Source organism: Pseudomonas rhizophila, assembly GCF_003033885.1.
Lineage (GTDB): Bacteria > Pseudomonadota > Gammaproteobacteria > Pseudomonadales > Pseudomonadaceae > Aquipseudomonas > Aquipseudomonas rhizophila.
Map to the genome: position 1 here is coordinate 3,132,430 of NZ_CP024081.1, position 23,836 is coordinate 3,156,265.

Genomic DNA, 23,836 nt, shown 5'->3' on the forward strand with positions numbered 1-23,836 from the left:
ACGCCTCAAACCTTCAACACTTTCCCACTGACCGCCACCGCCACCAACGACAGCGCAATCAACCCGAACGCAAAGCTCAGGCTGCTGCCATGGGCGACGAATCCGATCAGCGCCGGGCCTGCGAGGATGCCGGCGTAGCCGATGGTGGTGATGGCCGGTACGGCGATCGCTTCAGGCATCAGCGTCTGCTTGCCGACCGCGGTGTACAACACCGGCACGATGTTCGAACACCCGGCCCCGACCAACGCATACCCCAACAGCGCCGCCTGCCACATCGGTGCCAGGGTCGCCAGCAGGAACCCGGCCGCAGCGGTCGCGCCGCCGTAGATAATCACGCGTCTGGCGCCCAGGCGATGCACCACCGAATCCCCCGTCAGGCGGCCGACGGTCATGGTCAGCGCGAACGCGGCATAACCGAGCCCGGCATAGGCGGTTTCCACTCCACGCTCGGCCGTCAGAAATACCGCGCTCCAGTCCAGCACCGCGCCTTCGGCCAGGAATACGATGAAACACAGGATGCCGATAAACAGCACCACGCCGTGGGGAATGGCAAACGCCGGGCCCGAACTTTCACTGCCATAGGGCAGCAGATGCGGCGCCGCCTTGAACAGCGCCACCAGCAACAGTGCATTGACCACCAGCGTCGCCCCCAGGGGCGAAAGGCCGAGGCCGAGCAGCGCGCTCACACCGGCCGCGCCAATGATCCCGCCGAGGCTGAACATGCCGTGAAAACCCGACATCATGGTCTTGCCGCTGGCCCGCTCGACGATCACCGCCTGCAGGTTGACGGTCGAGTCCACGGTGCCGAGGCCGGCGCCAAACAAGAACAAGGCTGCCACCAGCCAGGGCAAAGACGTCATCGTTGCCAGCGCGGGCAAGGCCAGGCAGATCAGAATCGTGCCGCCACTGAGCACCCGCCGGCAGCCAAATCGCGCCGCCAGTGCGCCGGAAATCGGCATCGCCAGAATCGACCCCACCCCAAGGCACAACAGCAGCAACCCGAGAGTGCCTTCGTCCAGGTTCGCCCGCACCTTGGCGTACGGCACCAGCGGCGCCCAGGCCGCGATCCCGACACCGGCGATGAGATAGGCGATGCGGGTGGACATCTGTTCCAGGCGTCCGGGGATGAAGGTTGGCGGTGGGGTAATGGCAGTCATGAAACGTCCTTGGTTTGGCGAGGCGATGGTGCGGGCGGGCCCTATGCTTGCACATCCACTGACCGCGCCGCGACCTCAAGGTGCCGAAGAGGTGCGTGGGTGGCAAGCACGCTTTGCCTGCACAGCCTTGGCCGGAATAAAGTACCGGCTTTCGCTGGCTGAATCCGGGTCTGGTCCATGACGCAGTTCTATGATGCACGGGGCAATATTTATGGCGTGGTCTCACCGCAGCAGGTCCGTGCCCAAGGCATTGACCTGCCGCCGACAGCCGCCCAGGCTGCCCAGGCCCGCCAGGCCTGGACCCGCGCCGCAGTGCAGGCCTTCTGTAGTTGGGCGCCGGGTCAGGCGCCGCCGGATGCCAAGGCCCATTGCAGCGATGGTCTGCTGATCGGCCCGTTCCAGAATGAGCTACCTTTTGACCTGTTGATCGTTAACACCGATGGGACCCTGGCCGAGCGCAGCGGCAATGGCCTGACGATTTTCTCCCAGGCGCTCAAAGAGCAAGGCTTGATGCCGAGCGACGGCGAATGTGTTCTACAGGTTCATCACGACAAACGTGAAGGCGTGTCACCGCTGCAAACGGCGGTCCGCGTAGCGGAGTTCGAAGGTCTCTCGGGTTTCTGGCTGGACTTGGGAAAACCACTTTTCGGCCCCGGCGCTGTCGCGGCTCAAGGCGTGCAAAGCGTGATCGTCAACCAGCGCGAAGTCAGCCGTGTGGCTGCGCTTCATGCTTTGAATCCGGCCTGGGGCAGCAGTCAGTTCGTGAACATTGGCAACCCGCACTGCGTGACCCTGGTGGACAGCGCCGAGACGTTGCCAAGTAACCCGCAGATGCGTGCCCCAGCGTTGGCCCAAAGCCTGACGCGCATTGCCTATGCGCCGCCCGGTGGGTCCGGGATTCCCTGCCCGGCGGGGGTGAATCTGCAGTGGGCCTGGCGCCAGGCCGAAGCAAGCATTGCCGCGCGGATTTTTGAACGAGGGGAAGGTCCCACCGCTTCTTCGGGCACCAGTGCCAGTGCGGTGGCGTGCGCCGCGTGGCGAGTGGGTTGGGTGAAGGCGGGGGCGGTGAGTGTGGTGATGCCGGGTGGCACTGCACCGATTCTGCTGGAGGAGCAGGCGGGTGAGCTGCTGCGGGTCAGGTTGTTTGGTGTTGCGCGGTCTGTGTCATAGACGATCTGCGCCGCAGCCAATGACGCCATCGCGAGCAGGCTCGCTCCCACATTCGATCTTCAGCGGGCACAAAAATGCGCGTACGGCGCCGCTCCACTGTGGGAGCGAGCCTGCTCGCGATGACCTCAGCCTGGCTGAACCGCAAACTCCACCATCGGCATCTGCCGCTTCATCAGCACTTCGCCATTGCGAATGGAGTAAAGCGGTAGGCCCTGGCTGCGGATCACTTCGTAGTCACTGTCGGCCGAGAGGATCAGCAGATTCGCCGGGCGCCCGGTTTCCAGGCCGTAGCGCTCGCCCAGGGCCATGGCCTTGGCGCTGTTATCAGTGACCAGGTCCAGGGCGCTTTGCAGGTTGCGGTAACCCAGCATGTGGCAGATGTGCAGGCCAGCTTCCAGCACCCGCAGGATATTGCCGTTGCCCAGGGGGTACCACGGGTCGACGATGGAGTCCTGGCCGAAGCACACGTTCATCCCCGCTTCGAGCAATTCGTTGACTCGGGTGACGCCGCGGCGTTTAGGGAAGTTATCGAAACGTCCTTGCAGGTGGATGCTTTCGGTGGGGCAGGAAACGAAGCTGATGCCCGAGTGCCCGAGCAGGCGAAACAGCTTGGCGCAGTAGGCATTGTCATAGGAGCCCATGGCCGTGGTGTGGCTGGCGGTGACGCGGGCGCCCATGTCGCGGCTGCGGGCTTCTTCGGCCAGCACTTCGAGAAAGCGCGAGTGCGGGTCGTCGGTCTCGTCGCAATGCACGTCCACCAGGCAACCGGTGCGCTCGGCCAGGTCCATCAGGAATTTCACCGAGCTTACGCCTTGATCCCGGGTGTACTCGAAATGCGGAATGCCGCCCACCACGTCGGCACCCATTCGAATTGCTTCCTCCATCAGTTCGCGGCCGTTGCGGTAGGACTCGATGCCTTCCTGGGGAAACGCGACGATCTGCAGGTCGATCAGGTGACGACTTTCCTCACGCACTTCAAGCATGGCTTTGAGGGCGGTGAGGTCAGGATCGGTGACATCGACATGGGTGCGCACATGCTGGATGCCATGGGCGGCCAATGCCTGGATGGTTTTTTTGGCGCGGGTCTTGGTGTCTTCCTGGGTGATGGTGGCCTTGCGCTCGCCCCAGCACTCGATGCCCTCGAACAGCGTCCCGCTCATGTTCCAGCGGGGTTCGCCGGCGGTGAGGGTGGCATCCAGATGAATGTGCGGTTCGACGAACGGCGGCACCACCAGATTACCGCCGGCGTCGAGGTCTTGCGGGCCGAGGCTCGGGGCTTCGGTCTGGCGTGCAATGCTGGCGATCAGGCCGTTTTCCAGGTGCAGTTCATGCAAGCCTTCGCGGTTGCGCAGGCGGGCGTTGATGATGTGCATCAAGCGAGTCCTTCTCAAAGATCTTGGAGGGGGGTATCGGTGGCGCGAATTCCCAATAGGCCGATCAATATCACATACGTTAGCGCGCCGGTGGCGATTCCTACCAGTGGCGCAACCCAAGGCGAAGTGAACGCCGCGAGGGTGCCTGCGCCGTACGCAAACAGCCCCGGCCAGTTGAAGGCCGGCAGCTGCGCTTGGGCCAGACGCGGATAGCGGCCGCGCCAGCGGAAGAAGAAATCGGCCATGATCACTCCGCCAATCGGCGGGATCACCGTGCCCAGCAAAATCAGGTAAGGCACCAGCAGATCGTACATGCCCAGCAGGGCCAGCAGTGTGCCGATCGCCGCGCCGCCCAGGGTCACGGTTTTGCGCCGACGGGTGCGCAGCAGGTTGCAGCCGGCCACGGCAAAGTTATAGATGGTGTTGTCCTGGGTGCTCCAGATGTTGAGCAGCAGCATCGCCATCGCCGCCATGGCGAAGCCTTGCAACAGCAGAACTTCCACTACGTCCGGCTGCTGATAGACGATGGCTCCGTAGGCGCCGATCAATACCATCAGGCCGTTGCCGATGAAAAAGCCGATCAGGCTCGCCAGCACCGCGATCTTCGCCGAGCGGGAAAACCGCGTCCAGTTGGTCGCCTGGGTGGCACCGCTGACGAACGTGCCGAACACCAGCGTGATGGCGGTGGACCAATCGAGGCTGCCCGTCGGCACCACCGCCAGCAACCCATCCAGGCCACCGACCTTTACCGTCGCGACCCACATCGACAACATCAGCAACAACATCATGGCCGGCACGGCGATGTACGACAGGATCTCCAGCCCGCGATAACCGATGTAGGCGGTGACGCAGAACCCCAGGCCGAACAGCACCATCAGCCCCAGCACGGTGCCTTCGTTCAAATGAAAATACTTGCCCAGTACCACCGCCGCCGTCGCCGTGCCCCAGGCGTACCAGCCGATCTGGGTGAGACCCAGGATCAAGTCGCTGAGCTTGCTGCCCACCTCACCGAAACAGAAGCGACCCATCAGCACCGAATTGAGCCCGCTCTTGAAGGCGATATAACCCAGGCCGGCGGCGTACAGGCCCAACAGCAGATTGCCGATCACGATGACCGTGAGCATTTCGGCAAAACCGAACGCTACCCCCAGCTTGCCACCGGCAAACATCGTGGCGGTGAAAAAGGTGAAGCCCAGCAGCACCATGGCCGTGGAGGCCAGGCCCTTGCGGGCATGCATCGGGACTTCGCTCAAGGGATAGTCGTTGCCCGGATCGTTTTGAGTCATGTGGAGGTCCTTGCGCAGGAGGAAGATGTCGCAAGCGTGCAGCGCCCGTGCCAAGCGAGTGATCGCGAGGTTATTTATAGCCAATCCGTGGGATTGGGTAAGTGAAGAGAACGAAAGCGGTGCGGCGGTGGTTCAAGTTGGAACACAGTTTCCACTGCCTATGCGGTTTCTTCAGGTGGGAGAGTGCAGCGCTAGAAACCGCAACACTGCCGCGACGATGGCCTCCGGCGCGTCTTCCTGGACCAAATGCCCGGCATTGGGAACGGGATGAAACTGTGCGCCCGGTATCATCCGTTGCAACGCACGACCGCGTTCGATGGGGATCCACTGATCGTCCTCTCCCCAAAGGATCTGCGTCGGGCAGCGCACGGTTGCATACAGCGGTTCGACCTCGCGGGTATAGCGTTCGTCCATCTGCGCGATCTGCCGATAGAGCGCGGCCTGGCCGGTCTCGCCAAGCCAGGGCTGCACGTACGGCGCCAGTTCTTCATAGGGGATCTGCCTGTTGATCGCACCCCGGATATAGGTCGGTACGATGGCCCGCTGAATGTAATCGGGCAGGCCGCTGAACGCCGCTTCGTACTGGCGCACATGCTGGACAAAAGGTGAACCCCAGGGCGACAGCGCCACCGGATCGATCAGGGTCAGGCTGCGGTAGTGCTTGCCGTTGAGCAGGTGCGTGCGCAGGGCGGTTGCGCCACCAAAATCGTGGGCCACCACGTCCGGGCAATCCAGGCCCCAGTGGTCCAGCAACTGTGCGAGCAACTGGTTTTGCACACCGAGGGAAACGTCGGCGTCCGGTTGTGCGGATTGGCCGTAACCCAGCAGGTCAAAGTAATGCACCTTGCGAGTGGCGAAGAACAGCGGGGCGATTCGGTGCCACACGTAGGAAGAGAAGGGCGTGCCGTGGACAAACACCAGCGGCGGGCCGTCGCCGTGGACGGCGTAACGGATGCGGTGTCCGTTGAAGTCGTATTCGTGATCCAGGGGCCAGTGGCTCATGGTCGCGTCCTCTTGGCATGTTCGAGCCAAAAAGCATAGACACAAAAAAAGCCAATGCCACAGGTCCCTGTGGCCCGCTTACTCGCCGCGGTAGATGCAACCGCTGGTGCAGGTCTCATGGATGCGAATGGCACTGAGTTCCGGCAACAATGGCTTCAACTGTTCCCAGATCCACTTGGCCAGGACTTCGCTGGTGGGGTTTTCCAGGCCGGGGATGTCGTTGAGGTAGTTGTGGTCCAGGCGCTCGTAGAGCGGCTTGAAGATCGCCTTGATCTCCGAGAAGTCCCGAATCCAGCCGGTGTGCGAGTCGATGTCGCCGCTCAGGTGAATCGCCACTTTGAACGAGTGGCCGTGCAGGCGGCCGCACTTGTGACCGTCTGGCACGTGGGGCAGGCGGTGGGCGGATTCGAAGGTGAATTCTTTGAAAATTTCCACGGTTTGACCTGTAGGGCTTGAATACAGCGGGTTCTGATGAGGTGTCAGCATCTGGTGTACTGATCAATGTACTGATTGGTCGTTGCTGGGCGTGATTGAGGTCATCCATTCAGCGATTGCCGACTGGCGCCAGGCGACCGAGTTCGGGCCTATTCTAACCTGTTTTGGGAACGTGCCCTCCCTGATCCTGCGACAAACAGTGTTTCGGCCCGGGCTGGTGGTGTGACGCACCTCGTCGAGGCGCAGGAACGGTCAATGTTCTCGGTCGTCGCTCGGTTGTTCATACCTTTCTCCAGGCTTCACGTTGTGCCTTGTTCCAGCCGTCAATCCATCTCTGCTTGGAGAAAGGAGATGTGTCGTTTTCCGTATCGAACGGGTTTTGCTTGAGGCTCTGCCCCTTGAGGAAGGTCGAGTATCCCTGCTCGAACGGGTTGATCTTCGTCCGTACAGCTCAGCAGTTGCCGTGGCGGGCCACCTCCGTGACTTGATTGATGCCATTGGCGTAATCCGGCGGCCGAATCCTGGCGACTTCCTCCAGGTTGCAGGCCGTTGTTTCAACTGGCCCGCGCTCGTCGAACATGCACTTTGGCAGGTGTGATGCAGACTCAAGCATCTGCACCGCGAAGACTTGGCCTTCGCGTAATTCGATGTGAGACATGGTGTGCTCCATGCCGCGCGTGGCGGCAGAAGGTGGTTATTCGTTTTTTGCGGGGAACCACTCGTTGTCGTATTCGAACTGGGTCACCAGCTCAGGCGTGAGACTCGGCAACTGGCGATCGAAGACCAGGTAGCCGAAGGGCTTTTCGATCCATTCAGGGGCAAGCTTCATGAGCTCGCCCTTGTAGATCCGTAGCAGGTGATCGGCCGCTTTCTCGAACTCATCCTCGCGATAATTGCCCTCGCAGGTGATGCCGTTACTGACGCGCCAGACGGTGCGCTTCGGCTGGGCCTGGGCGGCTTTGATCTTCTGGTCCATCTGATCGCGGGCGTAGACGAGCTGGTCCAGGGTCAATACAGCAACCCAATCGTAGGTGCTGACGTTCTGCTCATGGCCGTGGAAGCACTTTATTACGGGCATAGCGATATCCTCCGCCCGCCGCTCACCGGCAGGCTGAAGGTGGATTGGGGTTAGGGTTTGAGCTGTTCGGCGGCAGCCCGGACAATTGCGCGGCGCATAGCAGAACCTGGTCCCTGATTCTGGTTCCAGTGCCAATACCAATACTCGACAGCGAAGCCTTCAGCTAACCACTTGGCGACGCATTTCTGTTCGGCGGAGTACGAGTAGATCAGCAGGTCCAGTTGCACGACCAAACGCAGCGCATCGCCGGCATCGCTGTGGTCGTTAAGCGGATCCCACCAGTGGCCATTTTCAGCGGTGCCGACCCAGGCGGAGAGCACGCCGTTCTTATCGAATAGCGGATCCATCCCAACTGCATTTGCGGCAAGCTCGAGCAATTGCTGATCTCTCATGGCCTAGGTCCCCTATACACGAGCCAGGCCATGTAGAGCAGGGGGAGAAATCGTGGGGCTTCCTTGCTCATGGCGACGGTGGCCAGCCAAGCTTTCCCGTCAGCGGTATTCGGGCCCTGCCCGGAAGACAATTTTGAACGCGCTGACTTGCCCGCCGTCAGTGACACGATCGCTAATCGCCTGGCGCAGCGCCTCGTTCTCGGTGATCAGGGCCAGGACTGCCGACGGGAAAGCTTCGATCTCGGCGAACCAGCTGGCCCGCATGCCGAGCGGCTTCCATGCAAGCGTTGCAGCTTCGATGCCTGAGCACACCGAACCATATGTGACTTCCATGCGTAGGCCTCGCCGGTTGGCGTGATTCGAGTTTGTGGGTATCTGGACAGCAGACTTCGGCATCAGGCTTTTTATCGTACCCCTCCTCGCGAACAGGGCAGACCCAGACGGCCGTAACCTCCGGGGCGCAGCACGATTCAGCCTGGTGTTCGTGACTGTGAAGTTTATTGCATGATCCGCACTCCCACTTGCGGACAACCTTATCTCTGATGCCCATAGTTGGCCCTCAGGATGGCGACGCCCTCCGGTGACCGGATGCGCAGCATGGGGTAGGGGCTATTTCGGAACTTCGATTTCGTCGTCAGGCTCAGACGGATCGTCGGCGAGCGACTTCAGTCCAGCAGCCCGGATAATGAGTGACACCTTTTCAGTAACAGCGAAAGGTGTCGTGTCTCGATGCAGCATCTTTACCGGTCTCTAAGTCCGCTTCAATCAGGTTCGATAGAAGTCTCTGGTGAACGTCCTGCTGGTTGTTGATGCCGTGGGCCTTCATGACTCTCTGCAGGTCCGACTTGAACACGCCCGCTACCTCAACCGTGAACTTCTCGATGCCCAGCGCCGCAGCCTTCACCGCTGCCTTCTCGCGCTTTCGGCGCTGTTTGAGCGCTTCCGCCGTTGGCTGTTGTGTTTCGGCCATGGCCCGCTCCTTCAATTCCACTGGCCGACAGTGCCAGCCAGGTCTGTCGTTTGCGTTGTTGGGTGCGGAAACGTCTCACGTGGCTACCTTGGCCTGATTCCACACACCGACGGCGTTGAAGATGGCGTAGGCCTGGGCCTCGTCGAGCGAAACCACGTCAGGCATGGCAATCCAGCCTGACGCTATCAGGTGCATAGGGTTTGCGCTATTCAAGCCACTACTGCACACGTGGTCGCTGAGTGTCGAGGAGCAGTTTTTATCTAATTTGGCTGTTGTCACTTTTTCTGCTGATGAAGTACCTGCCTAGGTGGCTACTGATTCCCTCAGTTGTGGTTGGTGGCCTTGCCAGCCTTGGGCTCAACCTCGTGCTGCAAGACGGGCATAGCAGTATGCTTTCCACCATTAGCCCATTAATAGCGTCTTTGTTCGCGGATGGTCAATCGTCGATCTTCTATCTGACTCCATTCAGGATATTTGAGTTTGCCATTGGCGCTCTGTGCATATGGCTACCAACGGCAAAGTCCCGCGATTCCATCCTGTTGGATGTGCTTCTTGCCATTGGCTGGGCGCTGATCTCTTATGCAATATTTTCATTCGATGAAAGAACGGTTTTTCCTTCTACAATGCATTGATTCCATGCATAGGAACAGCCTTAGTTATTTGCTCATGCGGGGCTAAAAGATTTGTCTTTCTCGTCAGTAACAAGCTGTCAGTCAGAATTGGGCTTATTAGCTATTCGATATATCTGGTTCATTGGCCGATAATTGTTTTTTATAAGTACTACACCATGAGCCCGCTCGGTTTAATGGAGAAGTGCGCAATAGTGGCTATTTCGATATTCCTGGGATGGCTGCTCTATAGCTTCGTTGAGACTCCTTTCAGAAGGGTTAAATCAGATAGCCCTACATCAGATGGCTACCGGTTCGGTCTTATGTGCACGTTGCTATCGATGACTCTCATCTTGCCGGCGGCAACGGCATGGGGCGGCGGCTGGGCTTGGCGCACGGGAGCCATGCCGGCATGGGTAACTGCTCAGCTAAATAATTCCAAACAGTTTCACACCGATCAATACGGTGGGGCCGGCTACCCATATAATGGCTGGATCAGCGGTGGGACATCTGCCGTCGCAGACCTTGTGGTTCTGGGCGATAGCCATGCCAGACATTATGCCGAGGGATTGAACAAGGTCATCGGCGGGCCTAAATCGAAGAGCATCTATATCAGATCCACCAGTTGCATCCTTTTGCCAGGGATTACCCGGCTGACGCCAGGCGAGGATTGGGACAAGCTTTGCGCCGGTGCATTGAACTCTGCCATTCAGGTGATAAAGAAGAGTCCGGGCGCCGCGGTCATGCTGAGCGAGAGCTGGGGCGAACAACTACAAATGGGCGGGCTCATGGAGTCCCGGAAATCAATCCCTGGAGGCGACACCGATCAGGGATACCGGTTCATCGCCGGCAAGATCGAAGAGTTGAGAAACGCAATTCGTGGCCATCAGTTGATCCTGATCGGCAATGTCCCAGGCGCAGGAAGTCCGGACGTCATCGGCTGTTTTGCCAGGCCAAAATACTTTCCAATCGATTGCGCGTCGAAGCTTGTGCGGCGTGAAGCTGATATCCCCACCCGGTCTGGGAGCTTGATCCTCGAGGAATACGCGAGCTCAAAAGATGACGTAACTTATCTCAACCCGTATCGGGCTTTTTGCTCTGGGGGGTACTGTCGTGCGATTGATGACGATGGCGTCTTTTATAGCGACACCTATCACTTGTCGAAGCACGGGTCCCTAGAGTTTGTGCGCTACTTTGAAGCGCAAATTTTTGGCATTTTGAGTCAAGACTTGAAGGTTTCTGGGCGCGGAGTTACATCCAACTCCGCACCTGACGGGTGATGCATTAATCGTGTTTGCCGAAGAAACAGCGATGCGCTTAACCCTTCCAGAATCCAGTCAGTTGCAACGCAGTGCCTGCCACCGCCGGCGCCGTCGGCGTGGTTCATGGCAGAGCAAGAGTCCAACTTGACCCAGCATGCTCAACGAATTGTCGCCATCACCGACGACGGCGACCGAGGGTTCAAGCTGGCGGCGTGCCAGGCCTATGTCAATGAGTTGAGCCAGTAAAGTATGCCCGGCTTACTTCTCGGATGCCAAATATTCGGATTCGAGCTCAAGCAGATCTTTACTTCTGTTTTTCAGGCGTTTAGCTGGAATTCCGAAGTAGATTCCCCATGGCGTAGTGGACTTTGTCACCATCGACATTGCACCAACCGAGCAGCCTTCCGCCAAGTGAACTCCAGGCAACACAATCGACGATGTTCCGATGATGACGTGGCGCCCTATATAGATGGCTGACTTGACTTCTTTTTTGTAAGTGGCAGGCACCGTTGGATTCGTCAGCGCTTTCCCAGAGTAATCGTCAGACTGCGAAAAGACCTGACAGCCGTATGCCAGCCCTGAAAAATCATCCATGGTGACGCCCTGCTCGCCGCCGGCGATGTTGCTGAAAATTGCGACATGCACGTTACGGCCCAGCGTCACCTTTCCGGAGATAACGCAGAAGTCATCAATTCTGGTGTTGTCGCCAATTGAGATTTTATCGCAGTTATAAATCGCTGCTTTGTCGCTGATCTTTACGTTCTTTCCGATGCTCTTGAAGCCCATGTCGCGGAGCTGAGTGTCTGTCATGAATGCCATGGTCTATCCTTGGTTGAATTGATTGAGGCGTCAGTATCGGGTGAAGGCGCATTCTACAGTTTGCGCTTTTCCATGCCAGCATGGATGGCATTCTTAAACACCATCGTCACCCGTATGAGCCTATAGATTGAAACCGCGCTCGTCGGCATGATTTGAATTGGCTTGGTTCTGGTACCGGCACTGTAATTTTGTCCAGTATCGAGTTGAACATGAGATTTCTGATCGTCCAGCGGCGCGTCTTTGGCGTTGCCATTCCGAAAGAACAGCTAAGGCAAATCGCTCCCATCAAGGGTGACGTCATTTTCAGCGAGTGTCCCGATCCAGAATTTGGTCGGTCGGTATTCAGCACCTGTGTTTACAGTTCTAGTCCTGGGCTGGACATCATTCCTCGGCTGCATGACGTAAGGATTACCGGAAAATGATCCAGGGAGGCCTGAATCTGACGGGAGTGGAAAAGATTGGCGATGCTTACTATTCACAGTCGTGGTGGTGCCCGTTTGCGCGATAGGGAAGTTTATAGTTGCGGCGAAATTAGGTCGGCCCAAACTTGCATCATTTCCCTGCGCTGCTCCAGGTACGCCGCGTGGTTGTACACATCACGGATGAAGCCGGTGTCGGCGTGCGCAAGCCGTCGCTCAATCCAGTCACGGTTATAGCCGCGGCCATTCATTTCTGTTGAGAACAGGTGACGGAAGCCGTGGGGTGACTGTCTGCCAGTCAGTCCGCGTGCCTCCATGACGTTGTTGGCGTAGTTGGTGCCGATTGGCATGGTCGGGTCGCTGCGGTTCGTGAAAACGTAGCGCAGGTGGCCGGTGACGGGGAGTATTTCCCGCAGCAGCTTTACGGCCTGTCTCGGTAGTGGCACCACGTGATCGCGGCGCATCTTCATCTTCGAGGGCGGCGTGGTCCAGATGGCGGTGTCGAGATCGATCTCTGACTATTCCGCATGGCGCACCTCGCCCGGGCGTGACGCCGTGTAGATCATCAGCATGAAGGCCGACCGGAGCTGTTGGCCGGTAACGCTCTGTTGAATGGTGGCCATGGTCTTCGGCAGTTCGCTGGACGGAAGGAATGGATGGTGCTTGTGCTGACCAATCTTTTCCGTGACCGCATGCATCTCTGCAGTTGGATTGGCGTCGATCAGGCCTATGGCGATGGCGTAGCTAAACACCTGGCCCATGCGCTGGCGAATCTTGACTGCTGTGGCCGCCGACCCGCGCTTCTCGATTCTGCGGATAAGGGCGATGACATCAGCACGCTTAATGGACTCGATCTGTCGGCCACCAAATGTCGGAAGAACGTCAAGCTCCATGGCGTTGCTGATGATCCTGTAGGTTCCCGGCGAAATGCTTCCCTTCCTGAATGCCAGCCACTCGTCGTAGATTTTTCGAAAGGTACTGGTATTGGCCTCGATCATTCCTACCTTTTCTCCTTTCTTGATTCGCGCGGATCAATGCCGCGCGCGATTCTTCCCGCGCCTGATCTCTCCTAGCGCGCCTCCTTAAACCCGGTGTCCGGGTATGTCCCGAAAGAAATCCTCACCTGCTTTCCAAGCCAAGTGAATCGGAAATACCATTTCTTTATCCCGCTTGGCGCGACAAAGAACGATAGCCCGAGCGGGTCTGGTAGCGTGTACGCCTTATCCTTCGGCTTTGCCTGCCTGGTTGCGGTAATGCTTGATCGCCATTTAGCACATCCTCTGAAATCTGCTTTCGATGTACTGATTAATGTACTAACCAAATGGCGATGGGAGGTATTCGGTGGTACACGCTGGTACATTCAGCGCTCGGTAGTGCTGGGGTTTTGGTGATCCGGCGCGGTTTTCGAGGGGAGGCAACCGTAGAATCTTTGAAAATTTCCACAGGTTCAGGCTCTTTAGGGTAGCGGTCGCGAGGCAGGCGGCGGAGTTTATCAGTTTGGTTCCGGCGTTGCGCGACCGTGCTGACTAAAGGGTCAGCAAACGCCCGCCCAGCCCACCGTTGGCCGCCAGTTCAAGAAACTCGTCACCGAGCCGGCGGCTTTCGTCCATCGCCGTGCGCCAGTATTTGCGGCGGCTGGTGTCATCGCCCATGAAACGCTTGAAGTCGTTACGGTCCGGCAGCTTGCCGAAGGGCAGGCGCGCCAGGTATTCGCGGGACGGCGCTAGTAGCAGCACGTCCTGCAGACGCTCGACGTTCCCCCGGCGCCATGGCAGGCCCTTGTCGAACCAGCCGGGAATGACCCGGTCGGTGAAGTGCGGATACAGCACGATGTCTTCGCCGCTGTAGGGCAGGTCCAGGTGGTAGTCCAACAGGCCGCCGTCGCGGTAGGTGCCAACGCCGGCGCCGGGTAGGTCGCGCACGCCCTCCATCACCATCGGGATCGAGCCGGATGCCAGCAGCGCCTGGCGCAGATTACCGGCCTCCAGCGCGACGAAGCGTGACGGAAAGTCGTTCAACGGGTGCAACGGCGGCGCCCGGCGTGGGTCGTGGACGATCAGCCGTTCGAAATGCCGCGACAGGCGCGCTCGGCCCCGCAGGTTGTCGGCGATCACCGACGACAATCCCAGGCCGAGCCGCCCGCGATGATCCTGGGCCAGCAAACCGTGACTTTTGACCACCATGATATTGAGCCGGTAATGCGGGTTTTCGAGGATCGACGTGTCGCGGCCCTGGAGCAGATCATCGAGCATGCGCTGCGAACTCTGGCTCACCCCGGCCATAGTCACGCCTTTGGCAAAGCTTTGCTCGTTGTACAAGGTGCCCAGGCGCCGGATCCCCTCGGCGGCATCCGGCAGGCAGGCGCTGGCGAAGCGCCAGGAGCCCACCGAAGCACCGATCAGCGAGCGCTCCCGGGGCGCGGCGGGCAGCCACTCGCCAAACAGCGCCAGGTCCAGCCCCTGAATGCCCAAGGCCTTGGGGCCACCGGCGGCGCCCGGCAGAATGCCGACATCGGCAGCGTTCAGGCCAGCCTGGCGAATGCGTGCCAGAGCACGAGGGCCGGCCTTGAGGGTCAGGGCAGGGAACTTGATGTGGATGGCGGTCATACCGGTCTCGAATGGTGCAACGGATAATTTAACGGCGTCAGCCCTGTGGCAGCGAACAGGCTCGCTCCCACATTGATCTGTGTTCAATGATGGCAATTCAGTTTCAGTTAAGTTCGCCCCGATACAGTTCCCCGGTGAAGATTACAAAAAAAGGAGACAACCCATGAACCGCCTGACTGCCTTTTTCATCGTTACCCTGATGGCCATCAGTGGCCTGGCCAGCGCACGAGACCTCACGGCCGACGAAGCCCAAAAGCTACAGGACGCTGGTACCATTCTGTCGGTTGAAAAACTCAACGCCACTGCCTTGTCCAAACACCCTGGCGCCACCTTGACCGATACCGAGCTGGAACAAGAATACGGCAAGTACATCTATCAGGTGGACTTGCGCGATGCCCAGGGCGTTGACTGGGAACTTGAATTGGACGCGGTTGACGGCAAGGTACTCAAGAATCATCAGGATCTGTAATGAAGCTTAATTTACGCCCCCGCAGCCGTTGGGGGCTGGCGCTGCTGGTGTTCTGTTCACTGGCCGTCGCTCGAGACCTGGACCAGGATGAGGCCCTGCAATTGCGGCAGCAGGGCGTGATCCTGCCCCTGGAACATTTGCTGCAACAGGCGCTGGATCGCCACCCCGGCGCCAAACTGCTGGAGGCCGAGCTGGAAGAAAAACACGGCGTCTATATTTACGAGGTCGAATTGCTGGCTACCGACGGCGTTGTGCGCGAACTGGACCTGGAGGCCGCGACCGGCCGTTTACTCAAAGATGAGGAAGACTGATGCGCCTGCTTCTGGTGGAAGATCATGTTCCCCTGGCCGACGAAGTGATGGCCGGGCTGACGCGGCAGGGTTATGCCGTCGACTGGCTCGCCGATGGTCGCGACGCGGTTTATCAGGGCAGCAGCGAGCCTTATGACCTGATCATCCTCGATCTCGGCTTGCCGGGGGTGCCGGGGCTTGAAGTGTTGGCCCAATGGCGAGCGGGCGGCCTGAGCACGCCTGTGCTGATCCTGACCGCCCGCGGTTCCTGGGCCGAACGCATCGAAGGCCTCAAGGCCGGGGCCGACGATTACCTGACCAAACCCTTTCATCCCGAAGAGCTGCACCTGCGGATCCAGGCATTGCTGCGCCGCTCCCATGGCCAGGCCAACCAGCCGACGCTCCAGGCGGCCGGGCTGCATCTGGATGAAGGTCGCCAGTGTGTGAGCCGCGACGGCACCGAAATCCAACTGACCGCGGCCGAATTTCGCCTGCTGCGCTACTTCATGCTTCATCCCGAGCAAATCCTTTCCAAGAGCCATCTCGCTGAACACCTGTATGACGGTGAAACCGAGCGCGATTCCAATGTGCTGGAAGTCCATGTCAATCACTTGCGGCGCAAGCTGGGCCGCAGCGTGATCGAAACCCGTCGCGGCCAGGGTTACCTGTTCGGCGGGCAGGCGCAGTGAGATCGATCCAGCGGCGTCTGAGCCTTGGCCTGATCGGTGTGATGGTGGTGGTCGGCCTGGTTCTGGCGCAGACCAGTCTGTGGTTGTTCGAGCTGGGTCTGCAGCGGTATCTGGAGGCGGGGTTGCGCAACGACAGCGAGAACCTGCTAGTGGCCCTGGTGCGTGGTCCGCAAGGCCTGCAACTGGATGAGCGACGCTTGTCGCCGGCTTATCTGCGACCATTTTCCGGGCATTATTTCCGCATCGATTTTGCCGATACGCATTGGCGCTCCCGCTCCCTTTGGGACCAGGAGTTGCCCCATCTCGACCATCCGGGGCTGCACAGCAACCTGCAATTGGGGCCTGAAGGTCAGAAGCTGCTGGTCCTGCGCACCGACTATCGGCGTCTGGGCCAGGCCATTTCCATCAGCGTGGCCCAGGACTACACGCCCGTGCGGGACAGCTTCCTGCGCATGCAGCAGATCGGCCTGGGACTTGGGTTGGCGGGGTTGCTGTTGATTCTGTTGTTGCAACGCATCACGGTGCACCGCGCCTTGCGCCCGCTGGACAAAGCCCGGGAGCAGATCGCCCAGTTGCAGCGCGGGCAGCGTTCGCAACTCGACGAACAGGTGCCGCGGGAACTGGAACCGCTGGTGGCGCAGATCAACCATCTGCTGGCCCATACCGAGGACAGCCTCAAACGTTCCCGCAACGCCCTGGGCAACCTGGGTCATGCCCTGAAAACCCCGCTGGCGGTGCTGCAAAGCCTGGCCTCGAATGAAAAACTCGACCCTTACCCCGAGCTGCGCAAGCTGTTGCTCGAACAACTGGAACAGGTCCGTCAGCGCCTGAACCGCGAACTCAACCGCGCCCGACTGTCCGGCGATGCCTTGCCCGGTGCCCATCTTGACTGCGACGCGGAATTGCCGGCGTTGCTGGCCACGCTGAACATGATCCATGGTGAGCACTTGCACTTGGCTTACGTCGCGCCGCCCGGCCTGCACCTGCCCTGGGATCGTGAAGATCTGTTGGAACTGCTGGGCAACCTGCTGGACAACGCCTGCAAATGGGCCGACGCGCAAGTGCGCCTGACCGTGAGCGAGACAGCCGAGGGGTTCAGCCTGGCGGTGGAAGACGATGGGCCAGGCATTCCCGCAGACCGCCGCGATCAGGTCTTCAGCCGCGGCACGCGGCTCGATGAGCAGACCGACGGCCACGGCCTGGGGCTGGGCATCGTGCGGGACATCGTCGACACCTGGGGCGGGACGCTGGCGCTGGGCGACAGCGAGTGGGGCGGGCTGAAGGTCACGATCGGATTGCCTAAGCGCTGATCTCTGGTGGGAGCGAGCCTGCTCGCGATAGCGCCGGGTCAGCCACTTCAATATCAACTGACAGACCGCCATCGCGAGCAGGCTCGCTCCCACATTGTTTTGGGGCTGGACTCAAGATATCGGTGCGTTCCCGCTCTCATGCGGATATAAAACCCGCCGCATGACCCTTGCAGCTTCTCGCCGCTTCCTGCAAAGTCGCGACCTTTTTGTCCGGTGGCTCTCCATCGCTGTGCTTTGAGGTAATGATGATAAATGCAGTAATTGCCGCGGTTGGCGTGATGCTGGTGCTCAGTCTGTCCCGCGTGCATGTGGTGATCGCGCTGATTATCGGCGCTCTGGTGGGCGGTCTGACTGGCGGCCTGGGCATCGACGCCACGCTCAAGGCGTTCAATGCCGGCCTCGGGGGCGGGGCAACCGTGGCGTTGTCCTACGCTTTGCTGGGTGCTTTCGCCGTAGCGATTGCCAAGTCCGGCATGGCTCACGCCCTGGCCGACAAAGCCCTGACCATGGTGGATCGCCAGGACGTCGCCGGTGGCTCGGGGGTCAAATGGGTCCTGATCGGCTTGCTGGGAACGGTAGCGGTCGCCTCCCAGAATATTCTGCCGATCCACATCGCCTTTATCCCGCTGTTGGTACCGCCGCTTCTTTATGTACTGACCAAGCTGCAGCTGGACCGCCGGTTGATTGCCTGCGTCATGACTTTTGGCTTGATCACGCCCTACATGTTCTTGCCGGTGGGCTTTGGCAACATCTTCCTCAACGAGATCCTGCTGGCCAATGTCGCCCGCAGCGGCGTGGACGTCAGTGACATCAACATCACCCATGCCATGGGCATTCCGGCGCTGGGCATGGTGTTTGGTTTGGTCATGGCGTTTTTCACGTATCGCAAAAAACGCATCTACGACCTGAAAACAATCGCCAGGGCCGAACAGGTGACCGTGCGCTACAACCCGTTGAGCCTGTTGGTGGCGGGACTGGCGATCGCGGCGGCGTTTGCCATTCAGCTCCTGCTGGATTCGATGATCATCGGTGCCCTGGTCGGGTTTCTGATTTTCTCGGTATCGGGGGTGGTGCGTTGGCGCGAAACCGACGACCTGTTCACCGAAGGCATGAAGATGATGGCGATGATCGGTTTCATCATGATCGCCGCCTCAGGCTTTGCCGAAGTGATGAAGGCAACAGGTGAAGTCCAGAGCCTGGTGGAAACCTCGGCGGCCTGGATCGGCCACAACAAGGGCATCGGCGCCCTGTTGATGTTGCTGGTGGGCTTGCTGGTGACCATGGGCATCGGTTCGTCGTTCTCCACGGTGCCGATCCTGGCGACGATCTTCGTGCCGCTGTGCCTGCAATTGGGTTTCAGCCCGCTGGCGATCGTCTGCATCGTCGGCACCGCCGGAGCCCTGGGCGATGCCGGCTCGCCCGCTTCGGACTCGACCCTGGGCCCGACCTCCGGGTTGAACATCGATGGCCAGCACCACCACATCTGGGACACCGTGGTCCCGACCTTCATCCATTACAACTTGCCGCTGCTGGTGTTTGGCTGGGTGGCGGCGATGGTGTTGTAATTCGGGACCCAGTCGCCTTCATCGCGAGCAGGCTCGCTCCCACAGAGGTGTTCACAGAATATCCAATGTGAGAGCGAGCCTGCTCGCGATAAGGCCCCCAAAATCCAGCACCTCTTTAGCTGACCACTCGGCGCAAGCCCTTCACCTTGTCCTACAGTTTTCCCGCGCCGTGCCGTTAACACAGTTAACCACGCCATAAAACCGATAAGAGTGAACAGTATGCGCCTGAGCCTGAAGGCTAAAGTTCTGTCCTTGGCAATACTGCCTGTATTGCTATCCGCCGCTATTATCAGCCTGACCACGGCCTTCATTCTGAAGGAACAGGCCGGCAAAGAGGTTCAGCAAACCCGCGAGCGCTTGCTCAGCGACGCCAAGGCCACCCTGCAGAATTACGTCGCGGTGGGGCTTACTGCCATCAAGCCGTTGTACGACGCGTCGGCGCCCGGGGATAACGCCGCGCGGGCCGAGGCTATCAAGCTACTGTCGAACGTCACCTACGGCAAGGACGGCTATTTCTTCGGTTACGACTCCGAAACTGTTCGTCTCTTCAAGGCCAACAGCCCCGACGGTGTGGGCAAAACCTTCAAGGACAACCGCGATCCCAACGGTGTCTATGTCAACCGTGACCTGGTGAAAGTCGCCAAGGACGGGACACACTATCTGGAATACAGCTCGCCACTGCCAAACAGCAACGAACTGGTGCCAAAGCTCGGCTACACCGACTACTTGCCCAAGTGGGACATGGCGGTCGGCAGCTCGGTCAACCTGGACGGCATTGAAGCTCAGGTAGCACTGGTTGAGGCCAAGGTTCAAGAACGTCTGCAAGGCGTTCTGCTGAGCATCGTGGGTATTGCTGTGGTGGTATTGCTGGTGATTGCGGTGGTGGGCATGTTGCTGGCCAATGCCATCCTGCGGCCGCTGCACCTGATGAAAGACAACCTCGATGACATCGCGGCGGGCGAGGGCGACCTGACTCGCCGCCTGGCGATCACCAGCCAGGACGAACTCGGCCAACTGGCCGGCTCGTTCAACCGTTTTGTCGACAAGATCCACGGTCTGGTACGGCAGATCACCGAAATGACCTCGCAGCTGACTGGGCTGGTGGCGCAGGTTTCCGAGCAGGCACAGCGCTCCGAGCAGGCCATGGAGCGTCAGCGTCACGAAACCGACCAGGTCGCCACGGCGATCAACGAGATGTCTTCGGCCGCCCAGGAAGTGGCTCGCAGTGCCCAGGGTGCCGCGGTCGCGGCCCAGCAGACCGACGAAGAAGGCCAGTCCGCCAAGCGTGTGGTGGCCGGCAGCATCCAGCAGATTCATGCACTGGTGAACGATATTCGCAGCAGCGGCTTGTCCCTGGACAGTTTGCAACAGGACGTGGCTTCGATTGTCAGCGTGTTGGGGGTGATTCGCTCGATCGCCGAGCAGACCAACCTGTTGGCGCTGAACGCCGCCATCGAGGCCGCTCGCGCCGGGGAAGCGGGCCGCGGTTTTGCCGTGGTGGCTGATGAAGTGCGGGCCCTGGCCAGTCGGACCCAGCAAAGTACCCAGGAAATCCAGGGCATGATTGATCGCTTGCAGTCGGGCACCCACGCAGCGGTAGAAGCGATGCGCCGCTCCAGCGAAGCGGGCGATGGCACGTCGGTGCAGGCCAACGAGGCCGGGGCGTCCCTGGACACCATGGCGCAGTTGATCGGCACCATCAATTCGATGAACGCCCAGATCGCCAGCGCTGCTGAAGAACAGACCGCCGTGGCCGAGGAAATCAACCGCAGCGTGCACCAGATCGCCGTGGCGGTGGATAGCGTCGCCGACGAAACTCAACTCGGTGCCCAGACCTCCCGCAGCCTGGCCGATCTGGGCCAACGCCTGGGCAAACTGGTGGGGCAGTTCCGCATCTGAGTCGTGCAGCAGGAGCTGCCGAAGGCTGCGATCTTTCGTGCTCGATCCGGATGTTTCGCCTGGGCAACCGGGCCCTATCGGGAAAGGAGGATCGCAGCCTTCGGCAGTTCTTGCCGGGCGAAGGCAAACACGACCTTGTGGGAGCGAGCCTGCTCGCGATGGCGGTCGATCAGTCAATGACGATGTTGACTGTGAAGGCGCTATCGCGAGCAGGCTCGCTCCCACAATTGTTTGGCGGTGTCTGCATGATTGGGGAGGCCGTGCAGGTGCTACGCTTCTCGCACATCGCGCATCAACAACCCAAACCGCAAATCCACCGCATCCGGAATCGGCACGTACACCACATGCCCGTCTCCCGGAGCCACGTCGATGCCCTGGCCGTTGACGTTCTGCAGTTGATGCAGGTCGAAGTGAAAGTTGCCCTTGGGGGTCATCAATTCCATGTGATCGCCCAGGCCAAAGCGGTTCTTGACCCGGACTTCGGCCAGACGCTCGCGCCGCTGGCCGGTCAATTCACCGACGAACTGCTGGCGCTCCGACACTGAGCTGCCGTTCTGATAGTTCTGGTACTCATCATGAACATGCCGGCGTAGAAAACCCTCGGTGTAGCCGCGCTGGGCCAGGGATTCGAGATCGGTCATCAGGCTGCGGTCAAACTCCCGGCCGGCTACGGCATCGTCGATCGCCCGGCGATAGACCTGGGTGGTGCGTGCGCAATAAAAGTGCGACTTGGTCCGGCCTTCGATCTTCAAGGAATGCACGCCCATGCGGGCAAGCCGTTCCACGTGCTGTACGGCCCGCAGATCCTTGGCGTTCATGATGTAGGTGCCGTGCTCATCCTCAAAGGCCGGCATCGATTCCTCCGGGCGGTTCGCTTCCTGAAGCAGGAACACCTGGTCGGTGGGCGCGCCGAGGCCCAGGGTCGGTTCGGCTGGCCAGGTCTGCACGATATCGCCCACCGCGTTTTCCTGCGCCGGTTGCGCCGAATATTTCCAGCGACAGGCGTTGGTGCAACTGCCCTGGTTGGCGTCGCGCCGGTTCAGGTAGCCCGACAGCAGGCAACGCCCGGAATAGGCCATGCACAGCGCCCCGTGAACGAACACTTCCAGCTCCATGGCCGGCACCTGCTCACGGATTTCGGCGATTTCCTCCAGGGACAGCTCCCGGGACAGGATGATGCGGCTCAAGCCCTGCTGTTGCCAGAACTCGACGCTGGCCCAGTTCACGGTGTTGGCCTGCACCGACAGATGAATCGGCATCTGCGGGAAATGCCGGCGCACCAGCATGATCAAGCCGGGGTCGGACATGATCAGCGCGTCCGGTGCCATGGCAATCACAGGCTCCAGGTCTTTGAGGAAGGTGCGCAGCTTGGCGTTGTGGGGCGCGATGTTCACCACCACATAGAAGCGCTTGCCCATGGCCTGGGCCTCGCCAATGCCCAAGGCCAGGTTGGCGTGGTCGAACTCGTTGTTACGCACACGCAGGCTGTAGCGCGGCTGACCGGCGTACACCGCGTCGGCGCCGTAGGCGAAGGCATAACGCATGTTTTTCAGGGTGCCGGCGGGGGCGAGCAGTTCGGGGGCAACGAAGGGCATGGTGGCGTCGGATCGCAAAAAGCGCCGAGGGTACGCCACGACGGGTACCGTGCAATTGATCTGGATCAACACCGGATGCAAAGGGAAAGGCACTCCGGCGAATCCTGGCTGACTAACGTTTATCGCGCCAAGGATATGGAAAAGAAATGAACCGAAAGACCCTGCAAGACAAGTCCCAGATGCTGATGTTGATTCTGGTCACCATCGCTTTCATCTGGATCCTCCTGCCGTTTTATGGCGCCGTGTTCTGGGCAGTGATCCTGGGGATCGTCTTTGCCCCGATGCAGCGCCGCCTGCAACTGAAACTCGGCTGGCAGCGCAACCTCACTTCGTTGCTTACATTGAGTATTTGCGTGGTGATCGCGATCTTGCCGGTGATCGTCATCAGTACGTTGCTGGTCCAGGAAGGGGCGGCGTTGTACAAGAGCCTGGAAAGCGGAGAGTTGGACATTGCCGATTACCTGGCCCGCTTCCGGGATGCCTTGCCGCCTTACTTCCAGAACCTGCTCGACCGTTTTGGCCTGGGTAACCTGAACGGGCTGCGAGAGCGGATCGTCAAAGGCGCGATGCAAGGCAGCCAATTCTTCGCCACCCAGGCGTTCAGCTTCGGCCAGGGCACGTTTCAGTTCCTGGTGAGCTTCTTCGTCATGATTTATCTGTTGTTCTTTTTCCTGCGTGACGGCCCTGAGCTGGTGCGCAAGGTCCGTACCGCCGTTCCCCTGGCGGAGTACCAGAAACGTCGCCTGCAGTTGAAGTTCAACCGTGTGGTGCGAGCGACCGTGAAGGGAAACCTGCTGGTGGCCATCACCCAAGGGGCGTTGGGTGGGCTGATTTTCTGGATCCTGGGGATTCCCACGGTATTGCTCTGGGCGGTGCTGATGGCCTTTCTGTCGCTGTTGCCGGCGGTGGGCGCGGGCTTGGTCTGGGCGCCGGTGGCAGTGTATTTCCTGCTCTCCGGGGCCATCTGGCAGGGCGTGGTATTGACCCTGTTCGGGATATTCGTCATTGGCCTGGTGGACAATTTCCTGCGCCCCATCCTGGTGGGCAAGGATACGAAGATGCCCGACTACATGGTCCTGGTCTCGACCTTGGGCGGGCTGGCGGTGTTCGGGCTGAACGGATTTGTGATCGGCCCGCTGATCGCCGCGCTGTTCATGTCGTGTTGGGCGCTGTTCGTCGAAAGCAAGCCGCGGGTGCGATTGCCCTAGGCGGTCAGCAGATAAGGGCCGATGCGTTGTGACAGGGCTTGGGCGGCGGGCAGAGAAGTCAGCGGACCGCTGATGGTGACGCCGTCCTGCACCAGATACCAGCAGGCCAACAGACCACGCTCCCTGAGCGGGGCGGGCACGGCGCTGCCAATGACAGACATGATTTGAACCTTGGGCATGGGAACCTCCATCAATCGATGGAGTTACCTTACGACTCAGCAGGGGGGAGGAAAA

Annotated in this window: 24 protein-coding genes and 4 pseudogenes; 12 read left to right on the top strand and 16 right to left on the bottom strand. The window is 59.9% G+C overall.

The window, feature by feature from the left end; genetic code table 11:
• Positions 1–5: 5 nt before the first annotated feature.
• Positions 6–1,157, bottom strand: a complete 1,152-nt coding sequence (locus tag CRX69_RS14510; RefSeq protein ID WP_047229274.1) for an MFS transporter — start codon at positions 1,155–1,157, stop codon at positions 6–8.
• A gap of 177 nt (positions 1,158–1,334) precedes the next feature.
• On the opposite strand from CRX69_RS14510, the gene CRX69_RS14515 reads away from it, so the two are divergent.
• Positions 1,335–2,327, top strand: coding sequence for a diaminopimelate epimerase (locus tag CRX69_RS14515; RefSeq protein ID WP_107322223.1), 993 nt, complete (start codon positions 1,335–1,337; stop codon positions 2,325–2,327).
• Between the two features lie 125 nt (positions 2,328–2,452).
• On the opposite strand, the gene codA is transcribed toward CRX69_RS14515, so the two are convergent.
• From codA to CRX69_RS14565, 10 genes and pseudogenes are all read right to left on the bottom strand, one after another.
• A complete protein-coding gene (codA, locus tag CRX69_RS14520) occupies positions 2,453–3,700 on the bottom strand; it encodes a cytosine deaminase (protein ID WP_107322224.1) in 1,248 nt (415 codons plus the stop codon).
• A 14-nt stretch (positions 3,701–3,714) separates the two neighbouring features.
• Positions 3,715–4,986, bottom strand: a complete 1,272-nt coding sequence (codB, locus tag CRX69_RS14525) for a cytosine permease (protein ID WP_107322225.1) — start codon at positions 4,984–4,986, stop codon at positions 3,715–3,717.
• Positions 4,987–5,157: 171 nt separating this feature from the next.
• Positions 5,158–5,988 (bottom strand): alpha/beta fold hydrolase, encoded by an 831-nt coding sequence (locus tag CRX69_RS14530; RefSeq protein WP_107322226.1) that lies wholly within the window; start codon positions 5,986–5,988, stop codon positions 5,158–5,160.
• A 78-nt stretch (positions 5,989–6,066) separates the two neighbouring features.
• Complete coding sequence (queD, locus tag CRX69_RS14535; protein ID WP_107323262.1) at positions 6,067–6,423, bottom strand: 6-carboxytetrahydropterin synthase QueD; 357 nt, start codon at positions 6,421–6,423, stop codon at positions 6,067–6,069.
• Positions 6,424–6,486: 63 nt separating this feature from the next.
• Positions 6,487–6,707 (bottom strand): annotated as a pseudogene (locus CRX69_RS14540) (helix-turn-helix transcriptional regulator).
• A 167-nt stretch (positions 6,708–6,874) separates the two neighbouring features.
• Positions 6,875–7,081 (bottom strand): hypothetical protein, encoded by a 207-nt coding sequence (locus CRX69_RS14545; RefSeq protein ID WP_107322228.1) that lies wholly within the window; start codon positions 7,079–7,081, stop codon positions 6,875–6,877.
• A gap of 36 nt (positions 7,082–7,117) precedes the next feature.
• Complete coding sequence (locus CRX69_RS14550; RefSeq protein ID WP_107322229.1) at positions 7,118–7,501, bottom strand: hypothetical protein; 384 nt, start codon at positions 7,499–7,501, stop codon at positions 7,118–7,120.
• Between the two features lie 50 nt (positions 7,502–7,551).
• Positions 7,552–7,893: a hypothetical protein gene (locus CRX69_RS14555; protein ID WP_157952127.1), complete on the bottom strand. Its 342-nt coding sequence runs from the start codon at positions 7,891–7,893 to the stop codon at positions 7,552–7,554.
• 99 nt (positions 7,894–7,992) lie between these two features.
• Positions 7,993–8,226 (bottom strand): hypothetical protein, encoded by a 234-nt coding sequence (locus CRX69_RS14560; protein ID WP_107322231.1) that lies wholly within the window; start codon positions 8,224–8,226, stop codon positions 7,993–7,995.
• 367 nt (positions 8,227–8,593) lie between these two features.
• Entirely contained in the window at positions 8,594–8,863 is a 270-nt protein-coding gene (locus tag CRX69_RS14565) for a hypothetical protein (protein WP_420821173.1), read from the bottom strand.
• Positions 8,864–9,812: 949 nt separating this feature from the next.
• On the opposite strand from CRX69_RS14565, the gene CRX69_RS14575 reads away from it, so the two are divergent.
• A complete protein-coding gene (locus CRX69_RS14575; protein WP_157952129.1) occupies positions 9,813–10,751 on the top strand; it encodes an SGNH hydrolase domain-containing protein in 939 nt (312 codons plus the stop codon).
• A 71-nt stretch (positions 10,752–10,822) separates the two neighbouring features.
• Positions 10,823–10,979, top strand: a pseudogene (locus CRX69_RS14580) (lysis protein); the annotation flags it as partial.
• A gap of 12 nt (positions 10,980–10,991) precedes the next feature.
• Here CRX69_RS14580 and CRX69_RS14585 read toward each other — a convergent pair.
• Complete coding sequence (locus CRX69_RS14585; protein WP_107322234.1) at positions 10,992–11,552, bottom strand: acyltransferase; 561 nt, start codon at positions 11,550–11,552, stop codon at positions 10,992–10,994.
• Positions 11,553–11,761: 209 nt separating this feature from the next.
• Here CRX69_RS14585 and CRX69_RS14590 point away from each other — a divergent pair, with 209 nt between their 5' ends.
• On the top strand, positions 11,762–11,974 hold the full coding sequence (locus CRX69_RS14590) for a hypothetical protein (RefSeq protein WP_240539534.1): 213 nt from the start codon (positions 11,762–11,764) through the stop codon (positions 11,972–11,974).
• 92 nt (positions 11,975–12,066) lie between these two features.
• Here the strand turns inward: CRX69_RS14590 and CRX69_RS28245 are convergent.
• Positions 12,067–13,226: pseudogene (locus tag CRX69_RS28245) on the bottom strand (tyrosine-type recombinase/integrase).
• A 271-nt stretch (positions 13,227–13,497) separates the two neighbouring features.
• The gene (locus CRX69_RS14600) at positions 13,498–14,577 is read right to left on the bottom strand and encodes a patatin-like phospholipase domain-containing protein (RefSeq protein ID WP_047229268.1); all 1,080 of its coding nucleotides are present in this window, start codon (positions 14,575–14,577) and stop codon (positions 13,498–13,500) included.
• A 163-nt stretch (positions 14,578–14,740) separates the two neighbouring features.
• Between CRX69_RS14600 and CRX69_RS14605 the strand changes: the two genes are divergently transcribed.
• The 7 genes and pseudogenes from CRX69_RS14605 (at position 14,741) to CRX69_RS28255 (ending at position 20,799) form a co-directional block, all read left to right on the top strand.
• Entirely contained in the window at positions 14,741–15,046 is a 306-nt protein-coding gene (locus tag CRX69_RS14605; RefSeq protein ID WP_047229267.1) for a PepSY domain-containing protein, read from the top strand.
• Positions 15,046–15,357, top strand: a complete 312-nt coding sequence (locus CRX69_RS14610; RefSeq protein ID WP_047229266.1) for a PepSY domain-containing protein — start codon at positions 15,046–15,048, stop codon at positions 15,355–15,357. The genes CRX69_RS14605 and CRX69_RS14610 overlap by 1 nt, the downstream gene beginning before the upstream one ends.
• Positions 15,357–16,025 carry a response regulator transcription factor gene (locus tag CRX69_RS14615; RefSeq protein ID WP_047229265.1) on the top strand — a complete coding sequence of 223 codons (669 nt, stop codon included), beginning with the start codon at positions 15,357–15,359 and terminating at the stop codon, positions 16,023–16,025. The genes CRX69_RS14610 and CRX69_RS14615 overlap by 1 nt, the downstream gene beginning before the upstream one ends.
• Positions 16,022–17,335: an ATP-binding protein gene (locus CRX69_RS14620; RefSeq protein ID WP_107322235.1), complete on the top strand. Its 1,314-nt coding sequence runs from the start codon at positions 16,022–16,024 to the stop codon at positions 17,333–17,335. The genes CRX69_RS14615 and CRX69_RS14620 overlap by 4 nt, the downstream gene beginning before the upstream one ends.
• A 248-nt stretch (positions 17,336–17,583) precedes the next feature.
• A complete protein-coding gene (locus CRX69_RS14625) occupies positions 17,584–18,900 on the top strand; it encodes a Na+/H+ antiporter family protein (RefSeq protein ID WP_177513945.1) in 1,317 nt (438 codons plus the stop codon).
• A 219-nt stretch (positions 18,901–19,119) separates the two neighbouring features.
• Positions 19,120–19,941 (top strand): annotated as a pseudogene (locus CRX69_RS28250) (cache domain-containing protein); the annotation flags it as partial.
• Between the two features lie 102 nt (positions 19,942–20,043).
• On the top strand, positions 20,044–20,799 hold the full coding sequence (locus tag CRX69_RS28255) for a methyl-accepting chemotaxis protein (RefSeq protein ID WP_371264138.1): 756 nt from the start codon (positions 20,044–20,046) through the stop codon (positions 20,797–20,799).
• Positions 20,800–21,068: 269 nt separating this feature from the next.
• On the opposite strand, the gene trhP is transcribed toward CRX69_RS28255, so the two are convergent.
• Positions 21,069–22,394, bottom strand: a complete 1,326-nt coding sequence (gene trhP, locus CRX69_RS14635) for a prephenate-dependent tRNA uridine(34) hydroxylase TrhP (protein WP_076386590.1) — start codon at positions 22,392–22,394, stop codon at positions 21,069–21,071.
• Between the two features lie 146 nt (positions 22,395–22,540).
• Between trhP and CRX69_RS14640 the strand changes: the two genes are divergently transcribed.
• The gene (locus tag CRX69_RS14640) at positions 22,541–23,602 is read left to right on the top strand and encodes an AI-2E family transporter (protein WP_047229261.1); all 1,062 of its coding nucleotides are present in this window, start codon (positions 22,541–22,543) and stop codon (positions 23,600–23,602) included.
• On the opposite strand, the gene CRX69_RS14645 is transcribed toward CRX69_RS14640, so the two are convergent.
• Positions 23,599–23,781: a hypothetical protein gene (locus CRX69_RS14645; protein ID WP_047229260.1), complete on the bottom strand. Its 183-nt coding sequence runs from the start codon at positions 23,779–23,781 to the stop codon at positions 23,599–23,601. The two genes, CRX69_RS14640 and CRX69_RS14645, sit on opposite strands and share 4 nt — an antisense overlap.
• Positions 23,782–23,836: the final 55 nt, after the last annotated feature.

Coding starts and splice junctions, on each gene's coding strand:
- CRX69_RS14510 (WP_047229274.1), bottom strand. CDS start 1,157: ATGACTGCCATTACCCCACCGCCAACCTTCATCCCCGGACGCCTGGAA.
- CRX69_RS14515 (WP_107322223.1), top strand. CDS start 1,335: ATGACGCAGTTCTATGATGCACGGGGCAATATTTATGGCGTGGTCTCA.
- codA (WP_107322224.1), bottom strand. CDS start 3,700: ATGCACATCATCAACGCCCGCCTGCGCAACCGCGAAGGCTTGCATGAA.
- codB (WP_107322225.1), bottom strand. CDS start 4,986: ATGACTCAAAACGATCCGGGCAACGACTATCCCTTGAGCGAAGTCCCG.
- CRX69_RS14530 (WP_107322226.1), bottom strand. CDS start 5,988: ATGAGCCACTGGCCCCTGGATCACGAATACGACTTCAACGGACACCGC.
- CRX69_RS14545 (WP_107322228.1), bottom strand. CDS start 7,081: ATGTCTCACATCGAATTACGCGAAGGCCAAGTCTTCGCGGTGCAGATG.
- CRX69_RS14550 (WP_107322229.1), bottom strand. CDS start 7,501: ATGCCCGTAATAAAGTGCTTCCACGGCCATGAGCAGAACGTCAGCACC.
- CRX69_RS14555 (WP_157952127.1), bottom strand. CDS start 7,893: ATGAGAGATCAGCAATTGCTCGAGCTTGCCGCAAATGCAGTTGGGATG.
- CRX69_RS14560 (WP_107322231.1), bottom strand. CDS start 8,226: ATGGAAGTCACATATGGTTCGGTGTGCTCAGGCATCGAAGCTGCAACG.
- CRX69_RS14565 (WP_420821173.1), bottom strand. CDS start 8,863: ATGGCCGAAACACAACAGCCAACGGCGGAAGCGCTCAAACAGCGCCGA.
- CRX69_RS14575 (WP_157952129.1), top strand. CDS start 9,813: ATGACTCTCATCTTGCCGGCGGCAACGGCATGGGGCGGCGGCTGGGCT.
- CRX69_RS14585 (WP_107322234.1), bottom strand. CDS start 11,552: ATGGCATTCATGACAGACACTCAGCTCCGCGACATGGGCTTCAAGAGC.
- CRX69_RS14590 (WP_240539534.1), top strand. CDS start 11,762: ATGAGATTTCTGATCGTCCAGCGGCGCGTCTTTGGCGTTGCCATTCCG.
- CRX69_RS14600 (WP_047229268.1), bottom strand. CDS start 14,577: ATGACCGCCATCCACATCAAGTTCCCTGCCCTGACCCTCAAGGCCGGC.
- CRX69_RS14605 (WP_047229267.1), top strand. CDS start 14,741: ATGAACCGCCTGACTGCCTTTTTCATCGTTACCCTGATGGCCATCAGT.
- CRX69_RS14610 (WP_047229266.1), top strand. CDS start 15,046: ATGAAGCTTAATTTACGCCCCCGCAGCCGTTGGGGGCTGGCGCTGCTG.
- CRX69_RS14615 (WP_047229265.1), top strand. CDS start 15,357: ATGCGCCTGCTTCTGGTGGAAGATCATGTTCCCCTGGCCGACGAAGTG.
- CRX69_RS28255 (WP_371264138.1), top strand. CDS start 20,044: ATGGAGCGTCAGCGTCACGAAACCGACCAGGTCGCCACGGCGATCAAC.
- trhP (WP_076386590.1), bottom strand. CDS start 22,394: ATGCCCTTCGTTGCCCCCGAACTGCTCGCCCCCGCCGGCACCCTGAAA.
- CRX69_RS14640 (WP_047229261.1), top strand. CDS start 22,541: ATGAACCGAAAGACCCTGCAAGACAAGTCCCAGATGCTGATGTTGATT.
- CRX69_RS14645 (WP_047229260.1), bottom strand. CDS start 23,781: ATGCCCAAGGTTCAAATCATGTCTGTCATTGGCAGCGCCGTGCCCGCC.